The 14,410-nt window shown below is 61.3% G+C and carries 7 protein-coding genes; 6 read left to right on the forward strand and 1 reads right to left on the reverse strand.

Features of this window, described 5'->3' with window-relative positions; genetic code table 11:
* Positions 1–21: 21 nt before the first annotated feature.
* Complete coding sequence (locus BLO49_RS14010) at positions 22–1,548, forward strand: response regulator (RefSeq protein ID WP_090649806.1); 1,527 nt, start codon at positions 22–24, stop codon at positions 1,546–1,548.
* Positions 1,549–1,620: 72 nt separating this feature from the next.
* Complete coding sequence (locus BLO49_RS14015) at positions 1,621–3,306, forward strand: AmpG family muropeptide MFS transporter (RefSeq protein ID WP_090649808.1); 1,686 nt, start codon at positions 1,621–1,623, stop codon at positions 3,304–3,306.
* Positions 3,307–3,454: 148 nt separating this feature from the next.
* On the opposite strand, the gene BLO49_RS14020 is transcribed toward BLO49_RS14015, so the two are convergent.
* Positions 3,455–5,737 carry an NADP-dependent malic enzyme gene (locus BLO49_RS14020; RefSeq protein WP_090649809.1) on the reverse strand — a complete coding sequence of 761 codons (2,283 nt, stop codon included), beginning with the start codon at positions 5,735–5,737 and terminating at the stop codon, positions 3,455–3,457.
* Positions 5,738–6,087: 350 nt separating this feature from the next.
* On the opposite strand from BLO49_RS14020, the gene mutS reads away from it, so the two are divergent.
* From mutS to trpS, 4 genes are all read left to right on the forward strand, one after another.
* Complete coding sequence (mutS, locus tag BLO49_RS14025; RefSeq protein ID WP_090649810.1) at positions 6,088–8,802, forward strand: DNA mismatch repair protein MutS; 2,715 nt, start codon at positions 6,088–6,090, stop codon at positions 8,800–8,802.
* A 27-nt stretch (positions 8,803–8,829) separates the two neighbouring features.
* Entirely contained in the window at positions 8,830–11,652 is a 2,823-nt protein-coding gene (locus BLO49_RS14030) for a [protein-PII] uridylyltransferase (protein WP_090649811.1), read from the forward strand.
* A 62-nt stretch (positions 11,653–11,714) separates the two neighbouring features.
* The gene (gene murJ / locus BLO49_RS14035; RefSeq protein ID WP_090649813.1) at positions 11,715–13,367 is read left to right on the forward strand and encodes a murein biosynthesis integral membrane protein MurJ; all 1,653 of its coding nucleotides are present in this window, start codon (positions 11,715–11,717) and stop codon (positions 13,365–13,367) included.
* Positions 13,368–13,377: 10 nt separating this feature from the next.
* Positions 13,378–14,388 carry a tryptophan--tRNA ligase gene (gene trpS, locus BLO49_RS14040; RefSeq protein ID WP_090649815.1) on the forward strand — a complete coding sequence of 337 codons (1,011 nt, stop codon included), beginning with the start codon at positions 13,378–13,380 and terminating at the stop codon, positions 14,386–14,388.
* The last annotated feature ends 22 nt before the right edge of the window (positions 14,389–14,410 follow it).

The raw sequence follows: 14,410 nt of genomic DNA on the forward strand, positions 1-14,410 counted from the left end.
GGGACAGGCGGAAGAATCCCCATGCAGATTTCAGTTACAGGCCACGATCAGGAAGAGCGGCTATCGCCTGAGGAGCGCCTGAAAGCGCGCGAAGATTTTTTCCGCCTTATGAGCCATGAAATCCGCACCCCGCTCAATGGCGTCATGGGCATGTTATCGCTTCTGACCCGTACGCCCCTGTCTCCTGACCAAGCGTCGTACGTCCAGACGGCGCGTGAATCCGGCGATCACCTGCTCACCCTGGTCAATGATCTGCTCGACTATGCCCGTATCGATGCCGGCCGGATCGAACTGGAAACGACCGAGGTGCAACTGGAGCCGTTGCTGCAGAGCGTGGCTGAGCTTCTGTCACCGCGCGCCCACGCCAATCATATAGAGGTGGTGTGGTCGCTCGATCCGCGCCTTGACTATATCCATGCTGATGAAGGCCGCCTGCGCCAGATCCTGTTCAATCTGGCCGGCAATGCCATCAAATTCACCACAAAAGGCGGCGTGCTGATCCATGTCGGCCTGAGCGATGTCGGCCTTGTCCGTTTCAGTGTCCGCGATACCGGCGCCGGTATTCCGGAAGAAGCCCGTGTGCGTATTTTCGAGGAATATGGGCAGGTAGAGCCCAGCCACGCCACCCGTTATGGCGGCGCCGGACTGGGACTGGTGGTTGTCAAGAAACTCGTCGACGTTATGCAGGGCACGCTCACGCTCGAAAGCGAAGTCGGCCACGGCTCGCGCTTTACCGTCGAATTTCGCGCGCCCTATGGCCTGCGCAACCGGCCGTCACAAAACCGCTATCCCCACGCCATCGCCTTTATCGGCGACAATGACATCCTGGCCGAAGGCGCCGGGTCGCATCTGGCAGCGGGCGATTGCCGTCTGCGCATGGTGCCGCGCGCCGAAGACATTTTCGATCCACAGGCTATTATCCTGGCCGATCGTGCCGCCTTTTCCGCGCCCGTACCTGCACCCTCCCCGCGCAGCCTGATTTTGCTGGCGCCGGAGCAGCGCGACGAAATCGATGCCTGGCGCGAAAAAGGCTGGTCCGGCTACCTCATCAAGCCCCTGCGTCGCTCCTCCCTGCTCGAACGTCTGGAGACGCTGCACGATCAGGAACAGAAGGTCGAACCGAAACCGCAGAATGACGACGAGCGCATAGTCAGCGAATCCGCGCCGGACAAGTCCGTACTGCTGGTCGAGGATAATCCGGTCAATGCTCTGCTGGCGCAAATCCTGCTCCAGCGCGAAGGCTGCCGTGTCGAACGCGCTTCTTCCGGCGAGGAGGCCATAGATATTGTTAAGTCTCGCCAGTTCGATATCATCTTCATGGATCTCGGCCTGCCGGGCATTGATGGCCTCGGTGCGGTGCGTGAAATCCGCGCCATGGGCATCCGCACACCAGTGATTGCCCTGACCGCCAATGCCTATGAGGAAGACCGCCGCGCCAGCATTCATGCCGGCATGAACGACTTCCTGACCAAGCCGATCGAACTCGTAGCGCTCAAACACCGCCTTCAGACCTGGACCGGCGAGCACCCGGCGGCCAAAAGCGCTTAAGCTCTGCACATCTGACGCTTTGACAGGCCGGGCGAAGCCCCATACCTTCCCTTCAAACGGACGGAGCAAGGCATGTCGGAAAAATCTGTAGCGGACGAAAGCGCTAAACTTAAGCGGAACCTTTGGCCCGCCTCAGTTATGCTGGCCCTCGGCTTTTCCTCCGGCCTGCCATACCTGCTGATCTATGATACCGCCAGCGTCTGGCTGCGACAGGCGGGCGTTTCCCTGGCTGATATTGGCTATTTCTTCCTGTTCACCACCTTTAGCTATACGCTGAAATTCCTTTGGGCACCGGTGATCGACCGGCTTAACCTGCCCTTCCTGACCCGCCATCTCGGTCATCGCCGTGGCTGGTTGCTGCTGATCCAGGGCTTACTGGTGATCGGGCTGCTGGGCATATCGCTTAGCCATCCGGAACGCGGCATTGTGGGCATGGTCATCATCGCCTCCCTGACCGGCTTTATCGCCGCGACGCAGGACATCGTCATGGATGCCTGGCGTATCGAGGCGGTCGAGGAGAAACTGCAAGGGCTGATGGCTTCCTGTTATCAATGGGGTTATCGCATCTCGATGATCCTGTCCGGTGTATTGCCTCTCGTTTTGTCCAAGCCGTTGGGCTGGAACATGGCCTATGCCGTGATGGCGGCCTTCATGGCGGTGGGGATCGCCGCCGTGTTGCTGGCGCCGCGCGAAAAGGCGCACACCATCCGTCCTATTCATATGGAAGGCCTGACAGCGCAGCCATGGCGTGAAGCGGCGGAATGGGCCACGCGCGGCATTCTGATTGTGCTGGCTGCCATTCTCATGGGGTGTGGCCTGACCGGCAATGTCGATGTACTCGATTTTCTGCTGGGGCTGGTCGGTCTCAGCGATCAGGCGCAACAGGCCCTGAAAGTTATATGGACCGCCAAGGCCACGGGCGTTTTCCTGCAAATCCCGGCCTTCCTGATCGGCTTCGGTCTGCTTGCGGCGTGCTGCCTGCCCTTGCCCTGGGCCACCCGGCCCGGCGCCTATTTCAAGGGCGCTTTCGTCGCACCCGTAGCCGATTTCTTCCAGCGCTATGAAAACTGGGCGGCGTTTATCCTGGCCCTGATCCTGGTCTATCGCGTCAGCGAATTCGTACTCAACATCATGAATCCCTTCTATGTCGACCTCGGCTTCGACGTCGACACCATCGCCGGAATGCGCAAGGTCTGGGGCGTGATCATGTCGATGATCGGTCTGGGCTTCGCCAGTTGGATCATCGCGCAGTTCGGACTGATGCGATCGCTGATCATCGGTGCCCTCGTCGGCCCCCTGAGCCACGCCGGCTTCATGTGGCTGGCTTGCGCGGGTCACGATGTCCGGGTATTCGCCATAGCCATGGCCATGGATAACATCTCGGCCGGTATTTCGGGCACAGTGCTGATCGCCTACATGTCCTCCCTGACCTCGGCCTCATTCACAGCATCGCAATATGCCCTTTTCTCCAGCCTGTATTCGATACTCGGCAAGCTGGTTGCCTCGCAGTCGGGGCGTATTGTCGAGGCATCGGCCAAAGCAGCGGACCAGGGGGGTATCGCATCCTTGTTTACCGGCCTGATGACACATCTTCATGCCGATTCCTATGTCACACCCGCCGCCAAGCTGGGGGTGACACCCGCGGCTCTGGGCGCGGGCTATTTCACCTTCTTCGCCTATACCATTGTGATCGGATTTGTCGCTATCGCCATGTCATTCTGGCTGTATTTCCGCCGGAGGACCGACACCGTCGTGTAATGGGGTCGAGGGGTCCGCGACCCCTCACCTCACCCTGAGAAACAAAAGGAGCGGCTCCCAAAAGGGGCCGCTCTTTTTGTTTATTAAGAAAAGACGAAGGGGCCCCAAACAACGTTTCTAGGCCCCTTCATCCCGAAACCCGACAGTGTCACCCCTTCGCCGATGCCCGGATATCATAGGCGGCAAACGTCGCCATGGTCAGGATCTTCGATACAGAATCCGACAACTGGCAGATCTGCACCGGCTTGGAGAGACCCAGCAGCAGCGGACCCACCACCGTGGCCCCGCCCAGGGCTTCAATCATCTTGGTCGAGATCGAGGCCGACTGAATGGCCGGCATGATCAGCACATTGGCCGGCGCGGTCAGACGCTGGAAGGGATAGTTGGCCCACATGGCCGGCTCCAACGCCACGTCGGGCGGCATCTCACCTTCAAACTCAAAGTCCACACCACGTTCTTCCAGCAGGCGCACGGCTTCCTTGACGCGATCCGAACGCTCGCCGGTCGGATTGCCGAAGGTTGAATAGCTCATGAAGGCCACGCGCGGGGTGTGGCCCATGCTGCGTACCGCCATGGCGGCTTCGATGGCGATATCGCCCAGCTCTTCCGGCGATGGCATTTCGGCGACCGTGGTATCGGCCACGAAGATGGTCCGGCCCTTGGCCAGCACGATCGAGAGACCCATGATGCGACCGCCCGGCGCCGGATCGACCACGCGCAGCACGTCATCCAATGACTTGTCGAACGAGCGCGTCACGCCGGTGACCATGCCATCGGCATGGCCGGAAATGACCATGGCAGCGGCAAACGAATTGCGGTCCAGGTTGATCAGGCGATCGACGTCGCGCTTGAGGTAGCCTTCTCGCTGGAGGCGCGAATAAAGCAACTGTGAATAGGCGGCATTGCGGTGGCTCAGGCGGGCATTGACGATCTCGATACCCTCTTCTTTCGGATCGATACCGGCAGCGCGCATGTTCTCCTCGACCAGGTTTTCACGGCCGCACAGGATCGGCGTGCCGAGCCCTTGCAGCTTGAAGGCGTGGGCGGCGCGGATGACCGAAATATCCTCGCCCTCGGCGAAGACAATGCGTTTGGAGGGCCTCGAACGGACCGCCGAGGTGATCGATTGCAGGAAGCCGGCCGACGGATCGAGGCGCTGTTCCAGCGTCTTGCGGTAGGCGTCCATATCGGTGATCGGCTTGCGGGCCACGCCGGTATCCATGGCGGCCTGGGCCACGAAGGGCGGAATGTACCAGATCAGGCGCGGATCGAACGGCGACGGAATGATATAGTCCTTGCCGAATTTCAGATGACGGCCCTGATAGGCGGCGGCCACTTCATCAGGCACATCTTCGCGGGCGAGCTGCGCCAAGGCATGGGCCGCGGCCAGCTTCATCTCGTGGTTTACCCGGCGGGCGCGGACATCGAGCGCGCCGCGGAAGATATAGGGGAAGCCCAGGACGTTATTGACCTGGTTCGGGTAATCCGAGCGGCCGGTAGCGACGATGGCGTCGGAACGCACGCTGGCCACCTCTTCCGGCGTGATTTCCGGGTCCGGATTGGCCATGGCGAAGATGATCGGCTTGTCGGCCATGGTGGCGACCATGTCCGGCGTCAGCACGCCCTTGGCGGACAGGCCCAGGAAAACGTCGGCACCGACCATTGCCTCGGCAAGCGTCCGCTTCGAGGTCTTGGTGGCGTGCGGCGCCTTCCACTGGTCCATGTCGATGGTGCGGCCTTCATAGACGACGCCGTGGATATCGACCACCGTGGTGTTCTCATGTTTTACGCCCAGCGACTTGATCAGAGAGAGCGACGACAGACCGGCGGCGCCGGCGCCGCAGAGCACGACCTTGACATCCTCGATCTTCTTGCCAGTGATTTCGAGCGCATTGATCAGGCCGGCGGAGGCGATGATGGCCGTACCGTGCTGGTCATCGTGGAAGACGGGGATATCCGCCAGATCCTGCAGGGCCGCCTCGATGATGAAGCACTCCGGCGATTTGATATCTTCCAGGTTGACGCCGCCAAAGGCGCCCGTGATGTTCTTCACCACCGTAATGAATTCGTTCGGTTCCTGGGTCGCCACCTCGATATCGAACGAGTCGATATCGGCGAAGCGCTTGAAGAGAACCGACTTGCCTTCCATGACCGGCTTGGAGGCCAGCGCACCGAGATTGCCGAGACCGAGGATGGCCGTGCCATTTGAAATGACCGCCACCATATTGCCCTTGGCCGTATAGTCATAGGCCGCTTCGGGGTTCTCGGCGATGCGCAGCACCGGCACCGCCACGCCCGGCGAATAGGCCAGGGCCAGGTCGCGCTGGGTGGCCATCGGCTTGGTCGCCATCAGCGCGATCTTGCCCGGCTGGGGATGCTGGTGAAGGTGCAGCGCTTCGTCGTCGCTGAAGGTCTGTTTTTCGGTGGTCATGACTTTAGGGAAACTCTGACAGGGTGTGTGGCGATTTATATTATAATTTAAGGACTTGCGTCCCTAACGGAATAGAACAAGAGCGGCGGCGAATAAAGGGTCTACACGGTCGCAGGGGTACTTTTCTTTATTGTCTGACAAATGAATTTGCAAGTTGTTGTTTTTAAAGCGCGGTTTGAAGGGGTTTTACACATAAGAGAGCTCAAGCGCCGGCACTCCAAGACATGGGCTCCTCGCCTAAGCTCGGGCGTGTGTCGCACTTGCCAACAGCCAAGCTGTTGGAGAAGTTTTACACACTTTCCTTTGCGAAATCCCTTCTCTTCGCTGTTAACAATGGTTAACTTCGCGGCATGAACGCCCCGCAAACCCTCACGCCTGATGCCACCGTCCCGAATGTGGAGGGTGCCACGCCGGTCATGGCGCAATATATCCAGCTCAAGGCGCAGTATCCGGATGCCCTCCTGCTGATGCGCATGGGCGATTTCTACGAAATCTTTTTCGAGGATGCGGTCATCGCCTCGGCAGCCCTTTCACTGGCCCTGACCAAGCGCGGGCAGTTCCAGGGCAAGGATATTCCGCTGGCTGGCGTGCCCGCCCATGCCGCCGATGCCTATATCGCCAAGCTGATCCGGCTCGGCCACCGCGTCGCCGTCTGCGATCAGTTGGAAGACCCGGCCGAAGCGAAAAAGCGCGGCTCGAAAGCCATCGTCAAGCGCGGTATAACACGCGTTGTAACGCCGGGCACACTGACTGAGGATACGCTTCTGGAGGAGCGCGGCGCCAACCGGCTGGTCGCGCTGTCATCGCGCGGCGGTGTGCTGGCCCTGGCGGCGGTGGAGCTTTCGACCGGTGATGTCGAGGTGCTGGAGGTTGCGCCCGAACAACTGGGCGTTCAGTTGTCCGCCCTGCGGCCTTCGGAAAGCCTGGTGGCTGACCGCCTGATCCAGGACGAGGCCATTTACCCCCTGCTCAAAATGTACGGCGGGGTCATCCAGCCGCAGCCGGCCTCGCTATGCGATCCGACGAGCGGTGAAGCGCGCCTGCTCAAGCTCTACGGTGTCTCCACGCTAGATGGTTTCGGTGCGTTCAGCCCGGCCGAGGTTTCGGCGCTGGGCTTGCTGGCCGCTTATATCGACCTGACCCAGGCTGGCAAGATTCCGACCCTGAAACCGCCGGCACGGGTGATTTCCAACAACTATCTCGCCATCGACGCTGCCACGCGCAACAGCCTTGAGATCGACCGCACCCAACAGGGCAAGCGCGAAGGCAGCCTGATTTCGGCGCTAGACATGACGGTGACCTCAGGCGGCTGCCGCCTGTTGCTGAACCGTCTCGCGCGCCCGCTGTATAATCCGGCCGATATCAATGCGCGGCTGGACACGATCGAGTGGCTGCTGCCGCGCCGGACATTGCGCGAGACCCTGCGCCACCTGATGCGCTCGCTGTCCGATCAGGCGCGGGCCCTGTCGCGGCTGTCTCTGGGCCGGGGAAGCGCGCGCGACCTGTGCGTCATTACCCAGGCGCTGACCATCAGCGAAGCCCTAGCCAGCCAGCTAAACGACGCCCGCCATCAGGAACATGACGACCTGGCTGGCGATCCCCCCGCCATTCCGCAGGAAATCGACGGCATCATCTCGGCCCTGGTGCCTTCCCTGCCGCTCAGCCAGTTGCGCGACAAACTGGCGCGCGCCGTTGTCGAAGAGCCGCCGCTCAAACTGTCCGACGGCGGCTTCATCCGTCCCGGCTTCAATGCCGACCTGGACGAGGCGCGGGCCCTGCGCGATGACAGCCGCCAGATCATTCTGGCGCTGGAGCAAAGACTGGCCGCTGAAACCGGCATCGCCATCCGCATCAAGTTCAACAATGTGCTGGGCTATTTCATCGAGCTTTCCGCCAAGCTGGCCGAACAGCTTCAGGCGCAGGACACGGAAAGGCAGTTCATCCACCGCCAGTCTCTGGCTAATCAGGTGCGCTTCGTCACCACCGAACTGATCGAACTCGATGGCCGCATCCAGCGCGCCGCGCAGCAGGGCCAGGCACTGGAACTGGACATTTTCGAACAGTTGCGCGAAGAGGTGCGTCTCGCCGCCGCTGAAATCCAGGGCGGCCATGACGCCATCTGCGCGCTCGATGTCGCGGTCGCCAATGCCTGCTGGGCGGAAGACTGGGATGCGGTCCGGCCGGTGGTCGATGACAGCCTGAGACTCGAAATCTCGCGCGGCCGCCATCCGGTTGTGGCAGCGGCATTGAAAAGCCAGGGCAAGCCCTTCACGCCCAATGATGTCGATCTCGACGCGTCTGGCGCCCATGCCGCGCGATTGTCGCTCGTCACCGGTCCGAACATGGCCGGTAAATCGACCTATCTGAGACAAAACGCGCTTTTAATCATCATGGCTCAGGCCGGCCTGTTCGTGCCGGCCAAATCCATGCATCTGGGCGTGGTCGACAAGCTGTTCTCGCGCGTCGGCGCCGGCGATGACCTGGCGCAGGGCCGCTCTACCTTCATGATGGAAATGGTCGAGACTGCCGCCATCCTGACCCAGGCCAGCGAGCGCTCCTTCATCATCCTCGATGAAATCGGCCGCGGCACCGCCACCTATGACGGCCTGGCCATCGCCTGGGCCTCGGCGGAAAACCTGCACGAGGTCATCAAGGCACGCACCCTCTTCGCCACCCATTATCACGAGCTTTCCAGGCTCGAAGAGCGAATGAAGCACCTTAACAACCTGTCACTGACCGCCCATGAGCACAATGGCGAGCTGATCTTCCTGCACGAGGCGCGCAAAGGCTCGGCCGACCGCTCCTACGGGGTACAGGTGGCGCGTCTGGCCGGTATGCCGCCGGCCGTGGTTTCGCGCGCCCGCGATATCCTAACCCGCCTGGAAGAAGAAAATCAGACCCAACTCAAGCTCGACGATTTACCGCTGTTTTCCGCAAGTCGCACACCGGAACCGGCGTCTTTCGCGCCCTCGAAGGTGGAAACCATGCTCAGGAGCGTAAATCCGGATGATTTAAGCCCCAAGGAAGCTCTGGAACTCATATATAATTTACACAAACTGCTGTAAGCCGGAGGCAAGCCGAGTTTTGTTCATATGAGTGACTCCTCCCCCATGCTCACCCAGACACACCCGGCGGCGCCCGCATACCGTATCGACGGGACTGATCTGCGTAGACGCCTGACCGAAGCCTATGAGGATTCGTCAGGTGACACGCTCGATTTGCGACGCCGCGCCGTTACCATTCTGAAAGACGCGCTCGACAAGGGCCGCGCCAGCCTGCTTGAGCGCGTGGACGATCAGAAGGGCGGATATGCCACCGCCCGCGCCCTGGCCGGGGTGACCGACGAAGTGGTCTCGGCCCTGTGGGACTTCACCCTCACCCATGTCTACCGTGCCCGCAACCCGACCGAAGGCGAGCGCCTGGCCCTCTTGGCCGTCGGCGGTTACGGCCGTGGTGAACTGGCGCCCTATTCCGATCTCGACCTGTTGTTCCTGCGTGCCTGGAAGGAAACCTCGCACTCGGAATCGGTCATTGAATTCATCCTCTATACCCTGTGGGACTTAGGGCTGAAGGTCGGCCATTCGTCGCGCACGGTCGATGAGACGCTCAAATATGTCAGGAGCGATCACACCATCATGACGGCGGTGCTGGAGCATCGCCTGATCGCCGGCGATGCCGAACTGGCCCAGAACCTCGAAGACCGGCTCACGCACGACGGCCTGAAATCGCACGCCTTCGACTTCGTCGCCTCCAAGCTGGAAGAACGTGACCAGCGCCATGTCAAGACCGGCACCACGCGTTTTGTGGTCGAGCCCAATGTCAAGGAGGGCAAGGGCGGCCTGCGCGACCTGCACACCCTCTACTGGATCGCCAAATTCCTGGCCGGTGGCGCGGGGAAGGATGCCGAGGTGCTTGACCTGATCCTGACCGACAAGGAACGCCGCATCTTCATGCGTGCCTTTGATTTCCTGTGGAAGGTCCGCATCATCATGCACACCGCCGCCGGACGCGGCGAGGAGCGCCTGACCTTCGACCTCCAGCCGGAAGTGGCCCGCCGCATGGGCTTTATCGACCGCGAAGGCGAACCCAATGTCGAGCGCTTCATGCGCCGCTATTTCGTGGTCGCCAAGGAGGTGGGCGCGCTGACCCGCACCTTCTGCACCAAGCTGGAAACCCAGCAGGCCAAGCCGCTGGCCCGGCTGTCGAGCCTGATTCAGTCCGGCATCATGAACCTGACGCGGGCCGATCACCCTGGCTTCATCGTCACCAATGGCCGCCTGAGCGTCAATTCGCCGGATATCTTCCAGAAATCGCCGGTGGCCATGTTCATGCTGTTCAAGATGGCAGATCGGCTGGAACTGGACCTGCATCCCGATGCCTTCACCGCCATCGCCCGCAATCTTGACCTGGTGACGCCCAGCTTGCGGCGCAATCCGGAAGCGGCGCGGCTGTTCCTTGACCTGCTGGTGCGCGGCAAGGATCCGTACAAGACGCTGTCCATGATGTCGGAAACCGGCCTGCTCGGTCGCTATATCCCCGAATTCGGCCGCATCGTCGCCCAGACGCAGTTCAACATGTATCACGCCTATACGGTCGATGAGCACACCCTGCGCGCCATCGATATCATCCACGGCATAGATACCGGCGCCTACAAGGAAGACCATCCGCTGTCGAGCGTGATCATGCCGCAGGTCACCGACAAGGAATCGCTCTATCTCGCCATGCTGCTGCACGACACCGGCAAGGGCAATGAACTGGGCCAGGAAGTGGGCGGCGAGATCGCCGCGCGCAAGGCGTGCGAACGGCTGGGCATCGAGGACTGGAAGATCGATCAGGTGGCCTGGCTGGTACGCCACCACCTCGTCCTCTCCGACTATGCGCAGAAACGCGACGTCTCCGATCCGGAAACCGTGGCCGCCTTCGCCCATATCGTCGAAACGCCGGAACGCCTGCGCCTGTTGCTGATCCTGACCGTGGCCGATATCCGCGCCGTCGGGCCGGGCGTCTGGAACGCCTGGAAGGGCCAGTTGATGCGCGACCTGTTCGACGCCACCGAAAGCGCCTTCCGCGGCGGGCGTGGCCCGGATGCTGTGGCCAGTGTGCGCGAAGACCTGCAGCAACGCGCCCATGCCCGCCGGATACAATTGAGCGAAAACGACGCCGACATGGCCGCCTGGCTGGAAACCATGGACGAAAGCTACCTGTTCTCTTTCAGTCCTGAAGATATCAAGAACCACGCAGTACTGGTGCGCAAAGCCAATGGCGCGCCGGCCGTCGCCCTGCGCATCGATACGGTGCGTAACGCGACCGCCTTCTCGATCTCGGCGGAGGACCGCACCGGGCTCTTTGCCGATCTGGCGCGCTGCTTCGCCAATCTCGGCGGAAACGTGGTCGGCGCACAGGTCTTTACCTCCGCCACCGGTCAGGCGCTCGATGTGTTTTATGTGCAGGATTCGACCGGCAAGCCCTTCGCCCATGACGACCTGCCGCGTCAGAAACATGCCCAGACCGCCCTGGAGGCCGCCGCGAATGGCCGCCTGCCGGAAGCCCTGACCTGGAAATCGCCCTTCGCGGCGCGCACCGCCGCCTTCGCCATCGCCCCCACCGTGGTTTTTGACGATGACAGCAATGCCAATGTCACCATTATCGAGGTCTCCGGTCGCGACCGTCCCGGCCTGCTGGCGGATATCGTCGAGGTCATGGCGAAACAACATGTCGATATCGCCTCGGCGCATATCGATTGTTATGGCGAACGCGCGGTCGACGCCTTCTATGTGGCGGACCACTATCGCAAGGCGCAACTGGCCGGCGGCCTGAAACAGACCCTGAAAAAGCAATTGCTGGCGGTGCTTGACAAGCCGGCCCAGCCGCCCAAGCGCAACCTGGCACGCGCGAAAGCCAGCCTGGCGCGTTAACCCATAACTGCTTGCAGGAAATCCACAGCCAGCCTAAAGCGAAAGACACACCCTAGCAGAGCATGTCCGTGTCTGACGCCGAAACGCCCGCACCACCCGCCAAAAAGCCTTCCGGGCTTCTGCGCAATTCGCTGATCAACAGCAGTTTCACTCTGATCTCGCGTCTAGCCGGGTTCGCCCGTGACCTGGTGCTGGCGGCCTATCTCGGCGCCTCGGGCAATATCATGGCCGATGCCTATAACACCGCCCAGGCGTTTCCGAACCTGTTCCGCCGCATCTTCGCCGAGGGCGCGTTTTCCGCCGCCTTCGTGCCGTCCTATTCGGCGTCCCTGGAACGTGACGGGAAAGAAGCGGCCGATAAAATGGCGCATGACGCCATGGCGACGCTCACCTTCATCACCGTCGCCTTCTGCCTGTTGTGCCAGTTCACCATGCCGTGGCTGATGATGGTCATTAAGCCAGGCTTCCTGGCCGACCCCGCCAAGTACAAGCTGGCCGTTCTGTTCACCCAGATCACCATGCCCTACCTGCCGTGCATGGCGATCGTGGCGCACCTCTCCGGCGTGCTCAATGCGCGCGGGCGCTTCCTGATGTCGGCCGGGGTGCCGATCCTGCTCAATGCCGTGACCTTGATTTCCATACTGCCGCAACATACGGTCTATGCCTCGGCGCTATGGGGCTCCATCGGCACCCTGATTGCCGGCATCCTGCAGGCCGCCATGCTGCTGTGGGGCGCGCGGAGGTCCGGCGCTCATGTCAATCTGGCGATCATCCCGGTCTTCTCGAAGGACATTAACAGGCTGCTCCTGCTGGCCGTGCCCGGCGCTCTGGCGGCGGCGGCCACTCAGGTCAATATCTTCATTTCCGGCATCTTTTCCTCATCGATCCACGGCGCCACCTCGTGGCTGGCCATGGCCGACCGCTTCTATCAGTTACCGATCGGGCTTGTGGGCGTCGCCATCGGCACGGCCCTGCTGCCGGCCCTTTCCCGCGCCGTCCATGCCGAGGATCACGAAGCGGCGCAAGTCCAGATGGATCAGGCGGTCGTGTTTTCCATGGCTTTCGCCCTGCCCGCCGCCGCCGCCCTGATGGCCATGCCCTTCTTCCTGATGGATGGTCTCTACACGCGTGACGCTTTCCACCTGGATGACGCCCACCAGGTCGCCCGCTGCCTGTTCCACTATGGCTGGGGTGTCCCGGCCTTCGTCCTGACCCGTATCCTCAACCCCGCCTTTTTCGCCCGCAAGGACACCTTCGGGCCAATGAGGTTCGCCATCATCTCGGTCATTGTGAATCTGAGTGTCGGCCTGACCATGTTCAAGCTGATCGGCCCGGCCGGTCTGGCCATCGGCACTTCCGCCGCTGCCTGGGTCAATGTGGCGCTGATGGTCTTTACCCTGGCCAAACGCAAGACCTGGATCATTACCCCCAAAGCCTTCCGTACCCTGCTGCTGTTGCTGCTCTGCGGGCTCGGCATGGCGGCCTTTTGCGGATTCAGTTCGTTCGAACGTCCATTGATACAGGGCTGGATAGGCTCGGTGGTCCCCTATGTGCGCGGCATTCCGCTGCTGCCTGTGATCTTTAGTCACACCAAGGAAATCGCCGTTCTGGGGGTTTGTTTCGCCGGACTGTTCCTTTATATCGGGCTGCTGTTTATAACCGGCGCGATCAAGCCGCACGAACTGAAAGCGGTGCTGCGGCGCCGCCCTGCATAAAGACTAGAAAATGACCAAGAAGCGCATCCTTTCCGGCATCCAGGCCTCCGGCTCACTTCACCTCGGCAATTACTTAGGCGCGCTGAAGAAGTTCGCCGACATGCAATCCGATGACGCCGAGCGCTTCTTCTTCATCGCCGACCTGCACGCCATCACCGTCTGGCAGGAACCGCAGAAGCTGCTGGACCAGACGCGCGAGATCGCCGCCTGCTACCTGGCCGCCGGCGTCGATATCGAAAAATCGACCATCTTCCCGCAATCGGCCGTCACCGGGCATGTCGAGCTGGCATGGATCTTCAACTGCGTCGCCCGCCTCGGCTGGCTCGACCGCATGACCCAGTTCAAGGACAAGGCCGGCAAGGACAAGGAACGCGCCAGTGTGGGCCTCTACACCTATCCGGTGCTCCAGGCCGCCGATATTCTGCTCTACAAGGCCACCCATGTACCGGTAGGCGAGGACCAACGCCAGCACCTCGAACTGACGCGCGACGTGGCCAAGAAATTCAATCACGATTTCGAGGTCGATTACTTCCCCGTGCCGGAAACCCTGTACCAGGGCCCCGGCGCGCGCATCATGTCCCTGCGTGATGGCATGGCCAAGATGTCGAAGTCAGACCCTTCCGATAATTCGCGCATCAACCTGACCGATGACGCTGATACCATCGCCTCCAAGATCAAGAAGGCCAAGTCCGATGCCGATGTCCTGCCGGAAGCGGCGGAAGGTCTGGAAAACCGGCCGGAAGCCAAAAACCTGGTCGGCATCTATGCGGCCCTGGCCGGTACTTCCGTGGCTGATGTGCTCAACGATTTCGGCGGCAAGGGCTTCGGCGCCTTCAAGCCGGCCCTGGCCGAGGTCGTGGTCGAAAAGATGGCGCCGATCTCGCAGCGCCTTCGCGGACTGCTGGCCGATCCGGCGGAGATCGATCGCGTGCTGAAAATCGGTGCCGACCGCGCCAATGAGGTGGCTGCGCCGGTCGTGAAAGACGTGAAAAAGATTGTAGGCTTATGGGCAGGGTCATAATGACCCTGCACCCTTAAGTTTG

It is taken from the genome of Asticcacaulis taihuensis (assembly GCF_900100255.1).
Classification (GTDB): Bacteria; Pseudomonadota; Alphaproteobacteria; order Caulobacterales; family Caulobacteraceae; genus Asticcacaulis; species Asticcacaulis taihuensis.

Bases quoted from the DNA above. Each gene is read 5' to 3' on its own strand.
- BLO49_RS14010 (WP_090649806.1), top strand. From the start codon at position 22: ATGCAGATTTCAGTTACAGGCCACGATCAGGAAGAGCGGCTATCGCCT.
- BLO49_RS14015 (WP_090649808.1), top strand. From the start codon at position 1,621: ATGTCGGAAAAATCTGTAGCGGACGAAAGCGCTAAACTTAAGCGGAAC.
- BLO49_RS14020 (WP_090649809.1), bottom strand. From the start codon at position 5,737: ATGACCACCGAAAAACAGACCTTCAGCGACGACGAAGCGCTGCACCTT.
- mutS (WP_090649810.1), top strand. From the start codon at position 6,088: ATGAACGCCCCGCAAACCCTCACGCCTGATGCCACCGTCCCGAATGTG.
- BLO49_RS14030 (WP_090649811.1), top strand. From the start codon at position 8,830: ATGAGTGACTCCTCCCCCATGCTCACCCAGACACACCCGGCGGCGCCC.
- murJ (WP_090649813.1), top strand. From the start codon at position 11,715: ATGTCCGTGTCTGACGCCGAAACGCCCGCACCACCCGCCAAAAAGCCT.
- trpS (WP_090649815.1), top strand. From the start codon at position 13,378: ATGACCAAGAAGCGCATCCTTTCCGGCATCCAGGCCTCCGGCTCACTT.